Origin of the sequence: Streptomyces aidingensis, from assembly GCF_900112355.1 — a bacterium.
GTDB lineage: Bacteria > Actinomycetota > Actinomycetes > Streptomycetales > Streptomycetaceae > Streptomyces > Streptomyces aidingensis.
Genome location: NZ_FOLM01000016.1, coordinates 100789 through 120008 on the forward strand (window position 1 = coordinate 100789; position 19220 = coordinate 120008).

Here is a 19220-nt window from a genome sequence, read left to right on the forward strand (position 1 = left end):
GGGGAGCCGGGTTGTTCGGGATCGTCAGGCCGTGCACACACCGGCTGGCCAAGGGGCTCAGGACGGAATGGACGGCGCATCTGTGCGGGCTGTGCCTCGCGCTGCGCACGGAGCACGGCCAGCTCTCCAGGGTGGCCACCAACTACGACGGGCTGGTCGTCTCGGTGCTGACGGACGCCCAGTCCGGGCCCACCGGGATCCGGCGCCGCACCGCGGGGCCCTGCCCGCTGCGCGGCATGCGCACCGCACCGGTCGCCCTGGGCGAGGGCGCCCGGCTGGCCGCCGCCGTCTCCCTGGTGCTGGCCTCCGCCAAGCTGCGCGACCACATCACGGACGGGGACGGGCCGCTGCGCCGCCGGCCGCTGGCCGCCGCCGCCCGCCGGGTCGCCGCCCACTGGGACCGGGCCGGGGCCCGCGGCGGCGCCGGACTCGGCTTCGACACCGGCGTGCTGGCCGACGCGGTGGACCGGCAGCCCGCCGTCGAGCGGGCGGCCGGCCCCGGCACCCCGCTGCTGACGGTGACCGAACCGACCGAGACCGCCACCGCGGCGGCCTTCGCCCACACCGCGGTGCTCGCCGGGCGGCCCGCCAACGCCGCCCCGCTGGCCGAGGCCGGCCGCCTCTTCGGGCGGCTCGCCCATCTGCTGGACGCGGTGCAGGACTTCCCCGCCGACACCGCCTCCGGCGCCTGGAACCCGCTGGCCGCCACCGGCACGGGACCCGAGGAGGCGCGCCGCCTCGCCGACGACGCGCTGCGCGGCATCCGGCCGGCCCTGGCGGAGGCCGAGTTCACCGACGACCGGCTCACCCATGTGCTGCTGGTGCACGAACTGCGCCACGCCGTGGACCGGGCCTTCGGCACCACCGGCTGCACCCACCACGACGGCCGGATGGCCCCGGCCAAGGGCAGCCCCTTCGACCGGCACGGCGGCGGCTTCGCCTCCGGACCGGTGACGCCCCCCGCATCCCGGCGCCGCGGCTTCCGGGCGGGCTGCGGCGCCTTCTTCTGCCTCTGCTGCACCTGCCGGATGTGCTGCGCCGAGGGGTACGAGGGGCCCTGGTCCCGCAAGCGGCGCGAGGGCTGCTGCCACAAGTGCGACTGCGGCGACTGCTGCGACACCTGCTCCTGCGACTGCTGCTCCTGCGACTGACCGCCCGCCGTCCCGGACGACCGCGTTCCTCCCCGCCGGTCGCCCCAGCCGGTCATCCCAGCCGGTCATCCCAGCCGGTCCGCCGTGGCGGAACAGCAGCACGCCGGCGGTCAGCCCGCCGATGGCGCCGGCCATGGCGTCGTTGCGCAGCGCGGCATGCGGCGTCGGGGCTCCCGGCGGCACCTCGGGAAGCCCGCCGCCGCGTCGGGCCGCCACGGAAATGCCCACCTTGGCGGCGGCGAACACCGAGCCGCCGGCCGCGCCGGCCGCGCCGGCCGGCACCGGGCCGGGGACCAGGGAGCCGGCCGGCGCGGCCGGCAGGTGGAGCCGCCGCGCACCCCGGCGGCCAGCCCCAAGGCATGGAGGAAGCCGAATCCCGCACCGAACGCCAGGCCGAAGGGCACCGCGAAGACCACGGCCATGTTCCAGCCGAGGACCAGCCCCGGCAGCAGGCCGGGCCCCGCCCGCCGCAGCCCGTCCCGGGCGGGGAGGCGGCCGTGGGGCCCGGTTGTGCAGGTCAGTCGTCCACCACGACGCCCTGCACCTCCGTCACCGGGACCGGGGCCTCCTCCCAGGGGCTCTCCAGGGTCTCCGGCAGGCCGGGCACCTCCACCGGCGCGCCGTCCTCCTCGAAGCGCACCGTGTACACCAGGCGGGCCCGGACCGGGTAGGCGGCCGTGCCGTCGGCGGTCTGGGCGGTGCCGTTCACCGACGCCTTCTCGTAGACATGGGTGCAGGCGTCGGACTTGACGGTGGTGAAGGGGCAGTCGAGCACGCCGCTGCCGTCGCCCGGGTCCACCTCCATCCGGTCGGGCGCGGCGATGGCCACCACGCCCTCGACCGAAGCGCTGCGCAGCTCGCCGTCACCGGCCCCGGCCGCCCACCACCAGGTGTCCAGGGCGACCACGGCCTGCTGCGGCGGGCTGAAGGCGATGCCGAAGTCCGGGGTGGCGAGCTGGCCGAACGCCTCCCAGGCGCGGTCCGGCAGCGAGCGCTCCTCGGGGGTGTACCAGCCCCACTCGTCGTAGGCGTGGCTGCCGTCCGGCCCCAGGCAGTACTTGTAGATGTAGACGGAGTCCTCGGAGGGCTGGCCGGGGGGCCAGGTGTCGGGGGTCGGGTAGGCAGCCGAGGGGATGTTGGCCCAGCAGGCGTTCTCGCCCTCGCACCAGCGGTGGGTGCTGGACTCCACCAGGGACAGGTCGCAGGTCGGTTCGGTGCCGTTCCCGCCGTCCTGGCCGCTCTCGCCGTTCTCCCCGCCCTCGCACGTGAAGACCAGCTCGCCGTCCTCGTTGCGCACCTCCCGGCAGTGGTGGTCCGCCTGGGCGGAGCCCGCCCCCGGGCCCAGCAGCACCATCGGCGCCAGCAGGACGGCCGCGGCGATCCCGGGCCGCGCGTACCGGGCGCGCCGTGCTCGGTCGGTCAGCATGTCACGTTCGCCTCCTCCGCGGGCACGGTGTCGGTGATCAGCCAGTCCCCCTCGACCCGCTCGGCGTCGAAGACCCGCGGGGCCGGGCCGAGCAGCTCCAGGTCGGCCGGTTCGCCGTTCTTCAGCAGCAGCCAGGCGTCCTCGTCGACGCACGACTCGATGCGCGCCGTGTCGCCGTCCACGGTGACGGTCACCTTGTCGACGGCCGGTTCCCCGTCGCGCCGCATGCCGTTGTCCTTGAACGGCCGGATGCGGCTCACCTGCTGTTCGGTCAGCTCCTGGGAGGCGATTCCCGCCAGCGGGGACGGGTCGAGTTCCTCGGCGTTCTCCATGGTGACCAGGGCGGCCCAGTAATCGGCGTACAGCGATTCCAGGGCGGCGACGTCCTGCGCCTGCGACCCCTCACCCCCGGCTTCCTCCCCGCCCCCGGCGGCGGTGCCGGTGTCGCCCGAGGGGGTCGCGGACCCGGCGATCTCGTCGTCCACGGGTTCGCCGTCCCCCGAGGAGCAACCGGTGAGCACCACGGCGGCCGTCAGCGCGGCGGCCACCACACCCTTGCGAACTGCGCGTGCTGCCATCCCACTCATCACGTCGCTCAGCGTAGTCCGTGAATCCGCGACGAAGCAGAGGTTTCAACAGCGGGACCGGTCACCGTCGCCGGACTGTGACGGCGGGGGCGGAGGCAGCAGAGCGCGCAGGGTCCGCAGGGCCGCCGCCATGCCCCGGCCGGCCGGCAGCAGGGCGTCCTGGTGCTCCACATAGAGCACGCCGGTGAACCGCTCCTCGGCCAGCGCCGCGAGGATGGCCCGCCAGGGCAGTTCTCCGCTGCCCGCCGCCCGGAAGCGGAACGGCGGCCCGGGCCCGTAGCGGGTCCAGCCCGGCCCGTCCGGCGCGCCCGGGCCGGGCCAGCGCTGCACGTCCTTGGCGTGCACGGCGGCCGGTGCGGTGCCCCAGCCGCGCACCGCTTCCACCGGATCGTGGCCCACCGCGGCGAAGTTGGCCGGGTCCAGGCACAGCCGGACCGGCGCCCCTCCGGCACCGGCCGCCGCGGCCAGTACGGCCTCGGTGCTCGGCCGGTCGTAGGCGACCTGCTTGGGATGCGGCTCCAGCAGCAGGGTGATCCGGTGCCGGGCCGCCTCGGCCAGCACCGGCCGGGCCGCCTCCGCCCAGGCCGCCACATTGTCCGCCCAGCTCACCCCGCTGCCCCACCAGGACATCCAGCGGCCGAAGTCCGGCACGCCGAGCATCAGCCGGACCTGTCCGGTGCCCAGGTCGGCCGCCAGCCGGACGGTGTCCAGTGCGGCGCGCAGCGCATGCGCCCGCTTCTGACGGCCGGTGCCGGGACAGACCGGGTCGGTGTGCGGGCCGTGCGGCCCGAGCAGCAGCAGGGCGTCGTGGCTGTTGCTGACGCAGCCCACCTCCAGCCCGGAGCCGCGGACCAGGGCGCGCAGCGCGGCCCGGTGGTCCCGGTCCCCGGCCCAGCGGGCCAGATCGACCAGCCCGGCGGTGCTGTCCGTGGGCAGATCGACCGTGCGCACCCCGAGTCGGCGGGCCCCGGCCAGCGCCCGGCCCAGCGCCCGCTCCGGCCCGGGCCCGGCGCCGGGGCCCAGGCAGACCCCCAGCCGCGGGACGGGCCCGGGCACCGCTTCCACCTCCGGCCCCGGCCCCGGCTCTGGTCCCGGTGGCTCCGGCTCTGGTCCCGGCCCCGGCCCCGTTTCCAGACCCGGCCGGGCGGCGGGGCGTGCCCGGGGCGGCGGTGGGAGTTCGATGAGCCGGGTTTCGCCCGAGTGCTGCCACTCCGGCGGCCGCGGCCGGCCGCCGGGCGGGCCGGGCGGGCCGAGGGCCGTCAGTCCCGCCAGCACCGTGCGTGCCGGGTCGTCGACCAGCACCACCTCGCGGGCGCCGAGTCCGGTGCGCACCCGGCCGGCGAACTCCCGGAACAGTCCGGGGCAGTTGCGCAGCACCCCGCCGCCCGCCGCCATGGACCAGCCGCCGTCCAGCCCGGCCCGGTCCCGGGCGGTGCGCACCCCGAGCAGGAGTTCGTCCAGCGCGGCCCGCACCAGCGCGCCGGCCGTGGCGTCCCCGTCCCGCCAGGCGCGGCAGACCAGCGGCGCCAGCGCGGCCACCGCCGCCTTGGGGAACGCCCGGCCGGCCAGCGACCGGGCCGCCTCCGGGGCGGGCATGCCGAAGCGGCCGGCCAGCAGTCCGGTCAGCGCGGTGGGACCGGCCCGCCCGTCCGCCGCCCGGACCGCGGCGCGCAGTCCCGCCAGCCCCAGGTCGAAGGCGCTGCCCTCGTCGCTGCCGAGGTATTCGCAGCCGCCCACCCGGACCGGCCCGCCGTGCTCCGCCCGGGCCAGAAAGCCCGATCCGGTGCCGCAGACGGCCACCACGCCCCGGCCGTGCAGCGGGGGCGCCAGCAGCCAGGGCACGGTGTCGTTGGACACCGCCAGCCGGCCGGGCAGTCCCGCGTCCCCGGCGAGCCGGGCCACCTGCTCCGCCACCCGGGCGCCGCCGGAGGGCTCATAGGCGGCGGTGGCCAGCCAGCCGACGGCGTCCCGCCCGGCCGCCCGCCGGGCCAGCTCGCGGAACAGGCCGCGCAGCCTGTCGCCGGCCGTGTCCGCCCCCACCGAACCGGGGTTGACCGAGCCGCAGGTCCACCGGTGGCCGTCCGAGGTGAGCACCGTGGTGGAGGTGCCGCCGGCGTCTACCCCCCAGCGGAACACGGCACCCCTCCCGCCGCCGGGGCCGGGCCGGCCGGACCGGCGTGATCCAGGGCCCGCAGGATCTCCTCCTCCGTGACATCGTCCACGATCACGGTCGTCCCCAGCTCCTCGGGGAGCACGAACCGCAGACTGCCGTCCCGGATCTGCCGGACCTTCTCCAGAGCGGCCAGCACCCGGGGCACCTCGGGCACCACGGCCAGCTCCGGAAGGCGGACCGGCAGGCCGAGCCGGCCGAGCAGGCCGGTCACCCGGTCCGCGGTACCGGCGGCGAGCACCTCCCGGGCCCGCGCGATCCGCACCGCCGCCGCCATGCCGAAGGCGACGGCCTCGCCGTGCAGCACCGGACCGTGGCCGGTGGCGGTCTCCACCGCATGCCCCAGGGTGTGCCCGAAGTTCAGCGGACGGCGCAGATCCCGCTCATAGGGGTCCCGGGCGATCAGCTCCGATTTGACGGCACCGGCGGCCCGGACCACGGTCTCGCGGTGCGGGCCGGTGCCGGCCAGCACCTCCTCGGCCCGCTCCTCCAGAAAGGCGAACAGCTCCGGCGAGGCGATCACCGCCTTCTTGACCACCTCGGCCAGCCCGGCGCGCAGCTGCCGGGCGTCCAGCGTGTCCAGATACGCCAGGCAGGAGATCACCGCATGCGGCTGGTAGAAGGCCCCGATCAGGTTCTTGGCGCTGCTGTGGTTCACCGCGACCTTGCCGCCGATCCCGGCGTCCACCTGGCCGAGCAGCGTGGTGGGCACATTGATGTACGGCACCCCGCGCATATAGGCGCCGGCCACCCAGCCGACGGTGTCCACCAGGGCTCCGCCGCCCAGGGCGATCAGCACGTCCCGGCGGGTCAGCCCGACGCCGGCCAGCCAGTCCAGCAGCCGCCCGCCGGTGCCGAACTGCTTGCCGCGCTCGCCCGGCGCGATGGTGGTGACCCCGGCCAGCAGGCCGTGTTCCCGCAGGGCCGCGGCCAGCGGCGCGCCGTGCAGCCGGTGCACCACCGGATCGGTGATCAGGGCGGCGCGTCGGCCGGCGAGTTCGCCGCGCAGGGTGCGCAGCGCGGCTGCCGGGCCGGGCACCACATGGACGCGGTAGCTGTCCTCGCGCCGCACCCGGACCGTCAGACCGGCCGTGCCCTGGGGGAGCGGCAGCCGGTCGTGGTGACGGACGGCGGGGTGCCGCGACGGGGCGGCACCGGCGTGGCGGAGCGGGTCTTCCGGGACGCCGCAGGTGTCGCCCGGCGATGTGGATCGCGGCATCGCACCTCCCTCATGATTGACTTATGGTATTCGTATCATCTCGGAGAGTGACCGTCCTCCCCGGTGGTCCGCCCGGTGGCCGGCCGGGATCCCGGGCGGCCCCGCCCCGCGCCCCCGCACCCACCGGAGGACAGCCATGCAGAGCGACGCCGTCGCCGACCCGTCCCGCTACGCCTACTACGAACTGGGCGACATCCGGCTGGTCAGGGGGGAGGGGGTGCGGGTCTGGGACAGCGAGGGCCGCGAGTACCTGGACTGCATCTCCGGCACCTTCAACCTGCTGCTCGGGCACGGCCATCCGGCCGTGACGGCGGCCGTGCGGGACCAGCTCGACGAACTGGTCTTCGCCGGCTCCGCCTTCCAGACGGACGCCACCAACCGGGTGATGGAACTGCTGGTGCAGCTCAGCCCGCCCAACCTCACCCGGGTCAATCTGCGCAGCTCCGGCGGGTCCACCGCCAACGAGGGCGCGGTGAAGATCGCCCAGCTGATCACCGGCAGGCGGGACGTGATCGTGCCCTTCCGGGGCCAGGTCGGCCAGACCCTCGCCATGGCCGGCTACAACGGGCTGGCCCGGATGCGCGAGCCCTTTCCCCACCGCTTCCCCGGCGCGGTCCATGTGCCCGAGCCCTACTGCCACCGCTGCTTCTACCGCCAGTCGCCGCGCGACTGCGGCCTGCTGTGCGTCGACCGGATCGAGGACTTCCTCACCTGCGCCAGCTCCGGCAGCGTGGCCGCCATGATCATCGAGCCGGTCAGCGGCGTCGGCGGCAATGTGGTGCCGCCCGAGGGCTATCTGGCCAGACTGCGGGAGTTCTGCGACGAGCGCGGCATCCTGCTGATCTTCGACGAGATGCAGACCGCCTTCGGCCGCACCGGCCATCTCTTCGCCGCCGACTGCTTCGGGGTGGCGCCGCACATGATGACCGTGTCCAAGGGCCTGACCGGCATCGGGCTGCCGCTGGCCGCCATCCTCACCGAGGAACGGCTCACCGGCATGGAACGCTCGCTGCACGGCTTCACCTTCGGCGGGCACAACCTCTCGGCCGCCGCCGCGGTGGCCACCCTGGAGATCGTCCGGCAGCCGGAATTCCTGGCCGGGGTGCGGGCCACCGGCGCCGTGCTGCTGGAGCGGCTGCGCGAGCTGCGGGCCGGCCACCCCTGCGTCGGGGACGTCCGCGGCGTGGGGTTGATGCTGGGGGTGGAGTTCGAGGACGCCGACGGCGGACGGTCCCCGGCGCTGGCGAACGCCTGCAACCGGGCCCTGCTCGCCCGCGGGGTCATCACCCGGGTCTCCGAGCACGGCCGGGGCAATGTGATCGAACTGCGCCCGCCGCTGGTGCTCACCGAGGAGGACGCGCATCTGGTCGCCGACCGGTTCGCCGACGCCGTGGCGGCGCTGTGAGCCCGGGCCGGCTCCGCACCGCCCGCGCCGGGCCGCCGGCCGCGGACCTGCTCCGGCTGCTGGCGGGCGGACCGCTGCCGCTGCCGGGCGGGGCGGCGGCACCGGTCACCGCCGTCGAGGAACGCTTCCCCGCCGCGCGCAGCACCCACCGGGTGCACCGGCTGCGGCTCACCCTGGCCGGCGGCCGGCGGCTCGACGCGGTCTTCAAACGCCTGCGCCACCAGCCAGGCAAGGACGCCGGACGCGAGGTGCACGTCTACCGCCGGCTGCTGGCCGACGGCGCCCTGGGCGCGCCGCGGCTGTACGCCTCGCTGCACGACGAGGCGGCCGGCCGGTACTGGCTGCTGCTGGAGGACGTCGGCCGGCGCGGGCTGGACCGCTGCCGGGGGCGCGCGGCGGAGGCCGCCGTCCGCTGGGCGGCCCGGATGCACGCCCTCCACCAAGGCCGCGAGGAGCGGCTGCGCGGCCTCGGCTGTCTGGGCGAACACGGGCCGGAATTCTGCGGCCTGCTGGTCCGCGCCGCCCGGCGGCGGATCGCCGGGGCGGCGCCGCACGGGCTGCTGGACCGCTTCGACCGGCTCGCCGCCGGACTGCCGCGCACCGTGCGGGCACTGGGCCGGCAGCCGCGCACCCTGGTCCACGGGGACCTGGCCGGGCACAACCTGCTGGTGCAGCACGGCGGCTCGCGGGTGCGTCCGGTGGACTGGGAGTGGGCGGCGATCGGGCCGGGCGCGTGGGATCTCGGCAGGCTCCTGGCCGGCACCGGCCCGGCGGCGGTGCGGAACCGCCTGCTGACGGCCTACCGCGAGGAGTTCGCCCGGCACACCCCGGACGCCCCGGAGCCGGGGGCGCTGCGGGCGGCGCTGGCGCACTGTGCCGTGCTGCGCGGGCTGTGGCAGCTCGGATGCCCCTCCCCGCTGCCCCGGGGCGTCCGGCTGGAGCCCGCCGCGCTGGGGCGGCATCTCGACGCCCTGGCCCGGATGCAGCGGGCCGCGGGCGGCGGATGAGCCGCCCGCGGCACCGCGGGACTCAGGGGACGGCCGGCCGGCGGCCGGTCACCGGGCGCGGGCCAGGTCCCCCATGGTGAACAGCGCGCCGAAGTCCAGACCCTTGGCGGCGAGCCGTTCCGGTGCCCCGTGCTCCCGGTCCACCGCGCAGACCACCCGGTTCACCTCGGCTCCCGCCCCGCGCAGCTCCGTGCAGGTGCCCATGATGAACCGGCCGGTCTTGATGGCCGGCTCCACCGCCACGACCCGGCGGCCGGCCACCTCGGCGCCCTCGATGATCTTGCAGGTGCCGTAGTCCCTGGCCTGCTTCCTGACGAAGGCCGCGGGCAGTCCGGTGATCTGCGCGAGCAGCACGGTGAGCGGCACTCCGCCCAGGTCCGGGCCGGTGATGACCTCGGTGTCCGCGGGCAGCAGCGCGGTCATCCGCTCGGCCACCTCGCGCAGCAGCGCCGGATCGCCCTGCCAGGTGTAGCAGTCGAAGTACTCCGTACTGCGCTCGCCGGTGCTGAGCACGAAGTCACCGGTGAGATGGGCGTGCTGGTAGATGCGGGCGGCCAGGTCCCGCGTACCGGAATCGTTCATGGGTTCTCCTCGCTGGGGATCGGGGTGGTAGCGCAAGGTAAACGGTATATAACCGTACGAATATGTGCATGGTGGGCGGGCCGGTCCGGGCCGGCGGCGCCTCCGCCGGGGACCGGCCGGCTCCGCCCTCCCGTTCTCCCCGGACCCGGGGCCCGGCCGCCGGGCCGGTGCCCGTGTACCGCGGGCGGCGGCGCGTCGGTAGCCTGCTTCCGGCAGCCGGGCGCCGGCGGACCGTCAGGAAGCGGAGGCATGGTGGAGGCACAGCGGCCGAAGGACGAGAACGGCAACGGCGGGCCGTACCCGCCCGGAGCGCCGGCCGGCCCGCCCGGCCCGCCGCCGCACCCCCTGCCCCCGCCGCCCCCGCAGCAGGCGCCGTACCCCGGCGGCCCCCCGTACCCCGGCGGCCACCCGGGCCCCGGCGGTCCCGGCTTCCCGCCCTACCCGGCCCCCTACGGCCCGCCGCCCCCGCCGCCGCGGCGGAACGGGCGCGTCGCGCTGATCGTGGCCCTGTGCCTGGTGGCGGTGGTCGCGGTCGGCGGCGGTGCCGGACTGTTCCTGGCCAGCCGCGGCGACGGCGACGAGGACGGGGCCGCCGCCCGTGACACGGCCGGCGCGCCGGGGCGCGACGACGGGGCCGGCGGTGCCGGCGGTGCCGGCGGGCAGGACGCCGCGGGCGGGCTCGTGCCCCCGGAACACGCCTCCGGCCGGGACGGGCTGACCGTCCTGATCGGCGACGAGGCCGCCCCCGACCGGCTGATCCTGTTCGAGGAGCCGCGCTGCCCGCACTGCGCGGACTTCTCCCGCCGCCTCGGACCGGCCATCGAGGACGGCATCCGGGCCGGGGACTTCTCCGTCGAGTTCTCCTTCGGCGCCTTCTTCGACGAGCAGTCCGCGGACAACGGCTCCAAGAACGCCATCAGCGCACTGGGCGCGGCCCTGGACGTCAGCCCGGAGGCGTTCCTCGGCTATCTCGACGCGCTCTACTCCGAGGAGTTCCACACCAGCAGCAACGGAGCGTCGGACTTCGAAAGCGACGAGCGGCTGATCGAGATCGGCCGTTCGGTGGACGAGCTGTCCGCCCCCGAGGACTTCGCCGAGTTCGAGCAGGCGGTCGCCGGCGGGGTCTTCGCCCCCTGGGCCGCGGAAGTGGCGGAGAAGTTCAGCCGGGAGATACCGGGTTACGGGGTCACCGGCACCCCGAGTGTGGTGGTCAACGGGGAGAAGGTGGAGACCCCCGCCACCCCCGCCGACCTCTACGCCCTGCTCTCGGCCGACGCCGCCTCCGGCAGCCGGGCCTGACCCCCGGCCGCCCGGCCGGGGGGTGCGCGCCGGCTCCGGGGCGTGGCCGGATATTGACGCGGGCATGTCGCGCTTCGATGATGGGAGCGCTCCCAGACCGATTGTGTCCGGCGGGCCGCGCCGCACGGGACCGCGCAAGGACGACGGGCGCGCCCCGCCCGCGGCCGGCCGCTGCCGCGGTCTCCCGTCCATCCGTGAAGGGAACGCGCCCATGCCGCCTGCCCACCACCGACCGGCCTCCCGGCCGGACGTCCTCCGAAGAGCCGCCGCAACCGTCTGCGCCGCCGCCGCGGTCGCCGCCACCGCCCTCGCCGGCGCCCCCGCGCCCGCCGCGGCCGGTCCCGCCGGGGCGACGGCCGTGGAGGTCACGGTCAATCCCCTGCTCGGCCTCGGCACCCTCCACGAGGCGGCGTTCGGGGTCAATGCCGCGATCTGGGACGCCCATATGAACGACCCGGAGGTCACCGGGCTGATGACCGCGGCCGGCATCGGGGTGATGCGCTACCCCGGCGGCTCCTACGGCGACATCTACCACTGGGAGGACCACACCGCTCCCGGCGGTTATGTGGCGCCGGGCACCGGGTTCGACGAGTTCATGGGCACGGTGCGGGCCACCGGGGCGCAGCCGATGATCATCGCGAACTACGGCACCGGCACGGCCGAGGAGGCCGCGGAGTGGGTGCGCTACGCCAACATCACCAAGGGCTACGGCGCGAAGTACTGGGAGATCGGCAACGAGATCTACGGCAACGGCCACTACGGCAGCGCCTGGGAGGCCGACGACCATCCCGACAAGAGCCCGGCCGAGTACGCGCGCCATGTGCGGGCCTACGCCGAGGCGATGAAGGCGGTCGATCCGACGATCGAGATCGGCGCCGTGCTGACCACCCCGGGCGACTGGCCGGACGGCATCACCGGCCCCGGCGACACCGGGGACTGGAACAACACCGTGCTGTCCATGACCGCCGACACGATCGACTTCGCCGTCGTGCACTCCTACCCCGGCGGGGCCACCGCCGACGAGGCGCTGGACCGGGTGGCCCGGCTGCCCGGACAACTGCGCGAGGTCCGCCGCCAGATCGACCGGCACGCCGGGGACCGCTCCGCCGAGATCGGCATCGCGCTGACCGAGGTCAACTCCGGGGTCCAGCAGAACAGCCGCCCCAACGCCCTGTTCGCCGCGGACGTCTACCTGACGGCCCTGGAGAACGGCGTCTTCAACGTCGACTGGTGGAACACCCACAACGGACCCACCGAGGTCAGCACGGTCGACGGCGACCTCGACTTCAACGACTTCGGCCTGCTCTCCAGCGGCGGCTGCGTCGACGGCGTCTGCCAGCCGCCGGTCAACACACCCTTCCACCCCTACTACGGGATCAAGTCCCTGACCACCCTCGGCGCACCGGGCGACACCCTGGTGGCCGCCGCCTCCAGCAGCGACCGCGTCTCGGCCCACGCCGTGCACCAGGCCGACGGCGACCTGAGCGTCATGCTGATCAACAAGGACCCGGACACCTCCCACCCGGTGGACCTGCGCTACGCCGGCTACACACCCGCCGCACAGGCACCGGTCGTCCACCGCTATGCCCGCGGCGACACCGATGTCACCCGGATCCCCGCCGCCGCGGACGGCAGCCATGTCCTGCCGCCCTACTCGATCACCACCATCACGGTGCGGCCCGCCGCAACCCCCGGCCCCGCGTCCACCGGCGCGCCCGGCACCCCCGAGCTCACCGCGGCGGACAGCACCTCGGCCACCCTGAGCTGGGCCCCCAGCACCCAGGGCACCCCGGTGCGCTACGAGGTCTATGAGCGGCTCGGCGCCAACGCCCAGCTGCTGGGCAGCTCCACCTCCACCTCCCTGGTGCTGCACAACCTGCCCCCGGGCTCCGAACACACCGTCAATGTGCTGGCCCGGGACGCCGACGGCCGGCTGTCCCGGCCCTCCGGCCCGCTCACCTTCGCCACCACCTCGCCGCAGGACAGCAGCTGCCTGGTGACCTACCGGGTGGACACGAGCTGGAGCAGCGGATTCGTGGCCACGCTCAGCGTGACCAATCTCGCCGCCACCCCGATCGACGGATGGAGCCTGGACTTCACCTGGCCCGCCGCCGGCCAGTCGGTCCAGTCCGCCTGGAGCGCCCGCGTGACCGGTGACGGCGCCCGGGTCCATGCCGTCCACGACGGCTGGAACGCCTACCTCGCGCCCGATGGCGGCTCCACCGCCTCCTTCGGCTTCGTCGGCGCCAACGACGGGGCCAACCCCGCACCGACCGTCTTCACCCTCAACGGCACGGTCTGCCGCACGGCCTGACGGCCATCCGGGTCCGTTCCCGCCGCGGGCAGTCCCGGGAACGGACCCGGACCGCCGGGCGGTGCGCGCCGTCACGACGCAGGCCGCTCACCGCCCCCGCCCCTTGCCGCCGGGCCGGGCGGCCGGCTCATCCCGGGTGGGCCCGCCAGGGGCCGACACCCACCACGGCGGTGGTGCCGAGATCGATGCCGCCGTCGGGAGACACCCGCCGGCCGTCTTCGCCCGGCGCCGGGGTCACCTCCACCCATCGGGCCGACGCCGCCGGGCGGTCGGCGGCCGTCACGGTGTTGCGCCACATCAGCGCGGCGGTGGCACGCTCGCCCGGGGCCAGGGCGACCGGCCGCGGCGGGTCGTCGAAACCCTCCACCACCGCGATGCCGGCCGAGCCGGGCACCACCTCGATCCCGTCCATGGGCCGTCCGGAGCCGTCGAGGAGGGAGACCGCCGGATATCCCTCGATGCGGTAGTCGTCCGGGCCGCAGTTGGTCAGCACCAGGCCCATCACCCGGAGTCCCATGGCGGCCTCCACCGCTCCCGGCGCGATCCGGACACCCGGCTCCGGGCAGGGCGGCGGCGGTGAGGCGGACGCCGCGGAACCGTCCGGCCGGAGGGGCAGCGACGGGGAGACGTCGGGAAGCTCGTCCCGCCCGGAGCCGTCCCGCTCGAAATCCTCCGGGTCCAGGGTGTCCGGTGTCACCGGGTGGACCGGTGCCGTCTCCCCGCCACCGCCGGGCACCGCGGCGCGGTCGCCGCAGCCCGTCGCGGCAAGCCCCAGCACGGCCAGCCCGCCCAGCAGCAGCCCGGCCCGCCGGGCGGCCCTCCCGGGCGGGCGGGCGGAGCGGGCCGGGCCGGCGGCCGAGATGGTCATCCGGCGATCCTCGCATGCTCCCGGCCGGTGCCACGGGCCGGCCCCGCGGGAGGGGCCGGCCCGGACAAGTGCACCGGAGTGCCGGGAAGGGAGAAGGGGGAAGCGCCCTTGAATCAGGCCAGGTCGAACCGGTCCAGGTTCATGACCTTGTCCCAGGCCGCGACGAAGTCGCGGACAAACTTCTCCTTGGCGTCGTCGCTCGCGTAGACCTCGGCGAGCGCGCGCAGTTCGGAGTTGGAGCCGAACACCAGGTCGGCCCGGCTGCCGGTCCACTTGACCTCACCGGTGGCCGCGTCCCGGCCCTCGAAGGCGGTCGCGTCCTCGGACGTCGCCTTCCAGGTGGTGCCCAGGTCGAGCAGGTTGACGAAGAAGTCGTTGGTCAGCACCCCTGGGGTGTCGGTGAGGACGCCCAGCGCGGACCGCTGGTGGGTGACGCCCAGCACCCGCAGGCCGCCGACCAGGACGGTCATCTCGGGCGCGCTCAGGGTCAGCAGGTTCGCCCGGTCGAGCAGCAGGTACTCGGCCGGCAGTCGGCTGCCCTTGCCCAGGTAGTTGCGGAACCCGTCGGCGGCCGGCTCCAGCGCGGCGAACGACTCCGCGTCGGTCTGCTCCTGCGAGGCGTCCACCCGGCCGGGGGTGAAGGGGACCGTGATGCCGAAGCCCGCGTCCCGGGCGGCCTTCTCCACACCCGCGGCACCGGCCAGCACGATCAGATCGGCCAGCGAGATCCGCTTGCCGCCGCTCTGGGCGGAGTTGAAGGACTCCTGGACGGACTCCAGGGTGCCCAGCACGGCCGCCAGCCGGTCGGGTTCGTTGACCTCCCAGCCGCGCTGCGGCTCCAGCCGGATGCGGGCGCCGTTGGCGCCGCCGCGCTTGTCGCTGCCGCGGAAGGACGAGGCCGAGGCCCAGGCGGTGGCGACCAGGTCGGCCACGGACAGGCCGGAGGCCAGGATCTGCTCCTTGAGGGAGGCGATGTCCGCGGCGTCCACCAGCTCGTGCTCCACCGGCGGCAGCGGGTCCTGCCACAGCAGCGTCTCGGAGGGGACCTCCGGACCGAGGTAGCGCACCACCGGGCCCATGTCGCGGTGGGTGAGCTTGTACCAGGCGCGCGCGAAGGCGTCCGCGAACTCCTGGGGGTTCTCCAGGAAGCGCCGCGATATCCGCTCGTAGACCGGGTCGAACCGGAGCGAGAGGTCGGTGGTCAGCATCGTCGGGGCGTGGCGCTTGGAGGCGTCGTGGGCGTCGGGCACGGTGCCCGCGCCGGCGCCGTCCTTGGGCCGCCACTGGTGGGCGCCCGCCGGGCTCCTGAACAGCTCCCACTCATAGCCGAACAGGATCTCGAAGAAGCTGTTGTCCCAGGTCACCGGGGTGTTTGTCCAGATGCCCTCGAGGCCGCTGGTGATGGTGTCGCCACCCTTGCCGGTGCCGTAGGTGTTGCGCCAGCCCAGGCCCTGCTCCTCCATGGGGGCGGCCTCGGGGTCGTCGCCGACGTGGTCGGCCGGGCCGGCGCCGTGGGTCTTGCCGAAGGTGTGGCCGCCGGCGATCAGGGCGACGGTCTCCTCGTCGTTCATCGCCATCCGGCGGAAGGTCTCCCGGATGTCGCGGGCCGCGGCGACCGGGTCCGGGTTGCCGTTCGGGCCCTCCGGGTTGACATAGATCAGGCCCATCTGGACCGCGCCCAGCGGGCTCTCCAGCTCGCGGTCGCCGCTGTAGCGCTCGTCACCGAGCCAGGTGGTCTCCGGACCCCAGTAGACGTCCTCCTCGGGCTCCCAGACGTCCGCCCGGCCGCCGCCGAAACCGAAGGTCTTGAAGCCCATCGTCTCCAGGGCGACATTGCCGGCCAGGATCATGAGGTCGGCCCAGGACAGGCTCTGGCCGTACTTCTTCTTGACCGGCCAGAGCAGCCGGCGGGCCTTGTCCAGGTTGGCGTTGTCCGGCCAGCTGTTGAGGGGGGCGAAGCGCTGCTGGCCGGCCCCGGCGCCGCCGCGGCCGTCGCTGATCCGGTAGGTGCCCGCGCTGTGCCAGGCCATCCGGATGATGAACGGGCCGTAGTGGCCGAAGTCGGCCGGCCACCAGTCCTGCGAGGTGGTCAGCACCTCCGCGATGTCCCGCTTGACGGCCGGGAGATCCAGGGCGGAGAACGCCTTGGCGTAGTCGAACTCCTCACCGAGCGGATTGGCCACGGCGGGGTTCTTGGCGAGGATCTTCAGATTGAGCCGCTCCGGCCACCACTGGCGGTTTCCGCCGCCCTGAGTCGGATGCGGGGCGCGGCCGTGCGCGACCGGACAGCCTCCGGTGCCCTCGGCCTTCGCGTCGACGACTACGGCGTCATGGTTCTCAGACATGGGAATCCTCAGGAATCCTTCCGGCCCAGGCGGACGAGGGGGCCCGGAGCCGCGGGCGGTGGTCGATCGGCAAACGGAACGTTCCTGGGCCTTGGCCCCGGGCGGAACCGATCCTACGATAGACAAAGTTCAAGTCAAGACGTGCCCCAATGTCATATCCCCACCGGAGATCATGATGAGTGACCTGCTGACGCGCCTGCGCGGGCGCGGCTGGCGGATGACCTCCCAGCGGCGCGTTGTCGCGGAGGTCCTCGACGGCGATCACGTGCACCTCACGGCCGACGAGGTGCACGCCCGGGCGGCACAGCGGCTGCCCGAGATCTCCCGGGCAACCGTCTACAACACCCTGGGCGAACTGGTCTTGCTGGGCGAGGTGACCGAGGTCACCACCGACGGCCGCGCCAAGCGCTACGACCCCAACGCACACCATCCGCACCAGCATCTGGTGTGCTCCCGGTGCGGCATCATCCGCGATGTGCACCCGGCCGGTGACCCGCTGACCGGCCTCCCGGCGGCGGAACGGTTCGGTTTCACGGTCACCGAGGTCGAGATCACCTACCGCGGAGTGTGCCCCGCCTGCGCCTGACCGCCGGGAGGCCCGCGCTCACGGCCCGGCCGGTGCGGCCGGTGCGAGGGTGAGGACGTCGAGGCCGCCGACGTCGGCGGTGGGATCGCCGGGCAGCAGGGCCGAACCGATGACGAGGTCGGTGCGGCCGTCCCCGGTCACATCCCGGCCGCCGTCGAGGGAACTGCCGGTGTGGTAGCCGTCGAGGAACGGCCCGCCGACGATCCGGGCGCCGGCCCCCGCGGGGAGTCGGTCCGCATCGACCACCGTGGTGGCGGTGCGGCCGTGGATGACGAAGACCTGGCCGGAGTTGTCCCGGCGCACGCCGTCGACGGTGGGGGAGTCCGCCCCGTTGCCCGCCAGCAGGTCCGCCAGGCCGTCACCGTTGACCTCGCCGGCGCCCGGGACCTGGTAGCCGAAGTACTGGTGGTTGTCCGGCGGCACGATGGCGAAGCCGCGGTCCGGTGCCAGGGCGCGCACGTCGACATCTACGGGGTACGGGCCGCCGTGGACCACGAAGGCGCGGCCGGCGGCAGCAGTGCGGCCAGGGCGGTGCCGGTGACCACAGCCGCCGTGCGGCATAAGCGTCGTGCGCAGCTGAAGAACACGTGAGGCTCCTCTGTCGTCGGATGGGGCGCAGTGTCGGCGGGGCCGGCGGAGGACGGCAAGGCGGGCGGTGGCGCCGGTAAGGAAGCCGTAAGAGTCGCTCCCCGGGGCACCGTCGGACAGCAGGGGTCCCGGGGGCCGATGGGGCTATTGACGCGGACTCGACAAGGTGTGGAGCATGGGAGCGCTCAGAACCGATCGGAAACCCACGTTGGTTTCCGCTGATTTCCGGAGTCGCAATGAGAAGAAGCACACGAGCGCTGGGTGCCTTACTGGCGGGCGTGGTCACCCTGTTCGGCCTGGGCGGCACCGGCACCACCGCCCATGCGGAGGAGCCCGCCGCCCCTGCCGCCACCGGGCTGCACATCAGCGAGGGCCGCCTGCTCGAAGCCAACGGCAACGACTTCGTGATGCGCGGCATCAACCATCCGCACACCTGGTACCAGGGTGAGACCCAGTCGTTCGCTGACATCAAGGCGACCGGGGCCAACACCGTCCGCGTGGTCCTGGGCAGCGGTCAGCGCTGGGGCCCGGACAGCCCCGAGGACGTCGCCGGTGTCGTCGGGCTGTGCAAGGCCAACCGGCTGATCTGCGTGCTGGAGGTGCACGACACCACCGGCTACGCCGAGGAGCCGGCCGCCGCCACGCTGGACCAGGCGGCCGACTACTGGATCGGCCTGAAGGACGTCCTGGACGGCGAAGAGGACTACGTCGTCATCAACATCGGCAACGAGCCCTGGGGCAACACCGACCCCGAGGGCTGGACCGAGCCCACCATCGCCGCCGTGCAGAAGCTCCGCGACGCCGGTTTCGCCCACACCCTGATGGTGGACGCGCCGAACTGGGGCCAGGACTGGCAGGGCGTCATGCGCGCCAACGCGCAGACCGTCTATGACGCCGACCCGACCGGAAACCTGATCTTCTCGATCCACATGTACAGCGTCTACGACACGGCACAGGAGATCAGCGACTACCTGAACGCCTTTGTGGATGCCGGACTTCCCCTGCTCATCGGCGAGTTCGGCGGTCCTCCCGACCAGTGGGGCGACCCGGACGAGGACGCCATGATGGCCACCGCCGTCGAGCTCGACCTCGGCTACCTCGGCTGGTCCTGGAGCGGCAACACCGACCCGGTCCTGGACATGGTGCTCGGCTTCGACCCCGGCCGGCTCACCGACTGGGGCCGGCGGGTGATCCACGGCCCGGACGGCATCGCGCTGACCGCCCGGGAGGCCACCGTCTTCGGCGGCGGCCAGGCCGATACCGAGGCGCCGTCGGTGCCGGGGGTGCCGGTGGTCTCGGGGGTGACGGCTTCCTCGGTGACGCTTCAGTGGACGGCTGCCACCGACAATGTGGGGGTCAGCGGCTATGAGGTGGTCCGCGTGGACGGCGGCGGTGAGAGCGCGGTGGCCTCCTCCGCGGTGAACCGGGCGACCGTGACCGGCCTGAGCGCGGGCACCGCCCACACCTTCGCCGTCTACGCCCGGGACGCGGCCGGGAACCGCTCGGCCCGCTCCGCCGCCGTCACCGTCACCACCGACGACGCCCCCGCCGGCACCTGCGGTGTGGACTACCGGGTGGCGGGCGACTGGGGCAGCGGCTTCCAGGGCGAGATCGTCATCCGCAACACCGCCGCCACCGCCCTGACCGGCTGGACCCTGGACTTCGCCTTCCCC

15 protein-coding genes are annotated in these 19220 nt (G+C 74.6%); 7 read left to right on the forward strand and 8 right to left on the reverse strand.

Going from position 1 to position 19220, the window contains the following annotated elements; genetic code table 11:
• The first annotated feature begins 11 nt into the window (after nt 1-11).
• On the forward strand, nt 12-1151 hold the full coding sequence (locus BM242_RS23650; RefSeq protein WP_093840942.1) for a DUF5685 family protein: 1140 nt from the start codon (nt 12-14) through the stop codon (nt 1149-1151).
• Nucleotides 1152-1668: 517 nt separating this feature from the next.
• On the opposite strand, the gene BM242_RS23655 is transcribed toward BM242_RS23650, so the two are convergent.
• The 4 genes from BM242_RS23655 to BM242_RS23670 are packed head-to-tail and all read right to left on the reverse strand — an operon-like array spanning nt 1669 to nt 6553.
• The gene (locus BM242_RS23655; RefSeq protein WP_093840943.1) at nt 1669-2577 is read right to left on the reverse strand and encodes a hypothetical protein; all 909 of its coding nucleotides are present in this window, start codon (nt 2575-2577) and stop codon (nt 1669-1671) included.
• Nucleotides 2571-3155, reverse strand: a complete 585-nt coding sequence (locus BM242_RS23660; RefSeq protein WP_139238421.1) for a hypothetical protein — start codon at nt 3153-3155, stop codon at nt 2571-2573. The genes BM242_RS23655 and BM242_RS23660 overlap by 7 nt, the downstream gene beginning before the upstream one ends.
• Nucleotides 3156-3209: 54 nt before the next feature.
• Nucleotides 3210-5300: a TIM barrel protein gene (locus BM242_RS30945; protein ID WP_139238422.1), complete on the reverse strand. Its 2091-nt coding sequence runs from the start codon at nt 5298-5300 to the stop codon at nt 3210-3212.
• On the reverse strand, nt 5282-6553 hold the full coding sequence (locus BM242_RS23670) for a 3-dehydroquinate synthase family protein (RefSeq protein ID WP_093840945.1): 1272 nt from the start codon (nt 6551-6553) through the stop codon (nt 5282-5284). The genes BM242_RS30945 and BM242_RS23670 overlap by 19 nt, the downstream gene beginning before the upstream one ends.
• A 136-nt stretch (nt 6554-6689) precedes the next feature.
• Between BM242_RS23670 and BM242_RS23675 the strand changes: the two genes are divergently transcribed.
• Both BM242_RS23675 and BM242_RS23680 read left to right on the forward strand, forming a co-directional pair.
• The gene (locus BM242_RS23675; RefSeq protein WP_093840946.1) at nt 6690-7958 is read left to right on the forward strand and encodes an aspartate aminotransferase family protein; all 1269 of its coding nucleotides are present in this window, start codon (nt 6690-6692) and stop codon (nt 7956-7958) included.
• Nucleotides 7955-8965: a phosphotransferase gene (locus tag BM242_RS23680; RefSeq protein WP_093840947.1), complete on the forward strand. Its 1011-nt coding sequence runs from the start codon at nt 7955-7957 to the stop codon at nt 8963-8965. Before BM242_RS23675 ends, BM242_RS23680 begins: the two co-directional genes overlap by 4 nt.
• Nucleotides 8966-9013: 48 nt before the next feature.
• Here BM242_RS23680 and BM242_RS23685 read toward each other — a convergent pair whose 3' ends face one another.
• Nucleotides 9014-9547 carry an orotate phosphoribosyltransferase gene (locus tag BM242_RS23685; RefSeq protein ID WP_093840948.1) on the reverse strand — a complete coding sequence of 178 codons (534 nt, stop codon included), beginning with the start codon at nt 9545-9547 and terminating at the stop codon, nt 9014-9016.
• A 249-nt stretch (nt 9548-9796) separates the two neighbouring features.
• Here BM242_RS23685 and BM242_RS30950 point away from each other — a divergent pair, with 249 nt between their 5' ends.
• Together BM242_RS30950 and BM242_RS30955 are read left to right on the forward strand one after the other, a co-directional pair.
• Nucleotides 9797-10846, forward strand: coding sequence for a thioredoxin domain-containing protein (locus tag BM242_RS30950; protein ID WP_093840949.1), 1050 nt, complete (start codon nt 9797-9799; stop codon nt 10844-10846).
• A gap of 211 nt (nt 10847-11057) precedes the next feature.
• Complete coding sequence (locus BM242_RS30955; RefSeq protein WP_093840950.1) at nt 11058-13160, forward strand: cellulose binding domain-containing protein; 2103 nt, start codon at nt 11058-11060, stop codon at nt 13158-13160.
• 127 nt (nt 13161-13287) lie between these two features.
• On the opposite strand, the gene BM242_RS23700 is transcribed toward BM242_RS30955, so the two are convergent.
• Nucleotides 13288-14028 (reverse strand): DUF4232 domain-containing protein, encoded by a 741-nt coding sequence (locus BM242_RS23700; RefSeq protein ID WP_217652578.1) that lies wholly within the window; start codon nt 14026-14028, stop codon nt 13288-13290.
• Nucleotides 14029-14141: 113 nt separating this feature from the next.
• Nucleotides 14142-16373 (reverse strand): catalase/peroxidase HPI, encoded by a 2232-nt coding sequence (gene katG / locus BM242_RS23705; protein ID WP_093840951.1) that lies wholly within the window; start codon nt 16371-16373, stop codon nt 14142-14144.
• A gap of 175 nt (nt 16374-16548) precedes the next feature.
• Between katG and BM242_RS23710 the strand changes: the two genes are divergently transcribed.
• Nucleotides 16549-16959 (forward strand): Fur family transcriptional regulator, encoded by a 411-nt coding sequence (locus tag BM242_RS23710; protein ID WP_093840952.1) that lies wholly within the window; start codon nt 16549-16551, stop codon nt 16957-16959.
• An 18-nt stretch (nt 16960-16977) separates the two neighbouring features.
• On the opposite strand, the gene BM242_RS23715 is transcribed toward BM242_RS23710, so the two are convergent.
• Entirely contained in the window at nt 16978-17418 is a 441-nt protein-coding gene (locus BM242_RS23715) for an integrin alpha (protein WP_139238423.1), read from the reverse strand.
• 365 nt (nt 17419-17783) lie between these two features.
• Between BM242_RS23715 and BM242_RS23720 the strand changes: the two genes are divergently transcribed.
• The coding region (locus BM242_RS23720; protein WP_093840963.1) for a cellulase family glycosylhydrolase at nt 17784-19220 on the forward strand (1437 nt) is incomplete at its 3' end.

Coding starts and splice junctions, on each gene's coding strand:
- BM242_RS23655 (WP_093840943.1), bottom strand. CDS start 2,577: ATGCTGACCGACCGAGCACGGCGCGCCCGGTACGCGCGGCCCGGGATC.
- BM242_RS23660 (WP_139238421.1), bottom strand. CDS start 3,155: ATGGCAGCACGCGCAGTTCGCAAGGGTGTGGTGGCCGCCGCGCTGACG.
- BM242_RS23670 (WP_093840945.1), bottom strand. CDS start 6,553: ATGCCGCGATCCACATCGCCGGGCGACACCTGCGGCGTCCCGGAAGAC.
- BM242_RS23675 (WP_093840946.1), top strand. CDS start 6,690: ATGCAGAGCGACGCCGTCGCCGACCCGTCCCGCTACGCCTACTACGAA.
- BM242_RS23685 (WP_093840948.1), bottom strand. CDS start 9,547: ATGAACGATTCCGGTACGCGGGACCTGGCCGCCCGCATCTACCAGCAC.
- BM242_RS30950 (WP_093840949.1), top strand. CDS start 9,797: ATGGTGGAGGCACAGCGGCCGAAGGACGAGAACGGCAACGGCGGGCCG.
- BM242_RS30955 (WP_093840950.1), top strand. CDS start 11,058: ATGCCGCCTGCCCACCACCGACCGGCCTCCCGGCCGGACGTCCTCCGA.
- BM242_RS23700 (WP_217652578.1), bottom strand. CDS start 14,028: ATGACCATCTCGGCCGCCGGCCCGGCCCGCTCCGCCCGCCCGCCCGGG.
- katG (WP_093840951.1), bottom strand. CDS start 16,373: ATGTCTGAGAACCATGACGCCGTAGTCGTCGACGCGAAGGCCGAGGGC.
- BM242_RS23710 (WP_093840952.1), top strand. CDS start 16,549: ATGAGTGACCTGCTGACGCGCCTGCGCGGGCGCGGCTGGCGGATGACC.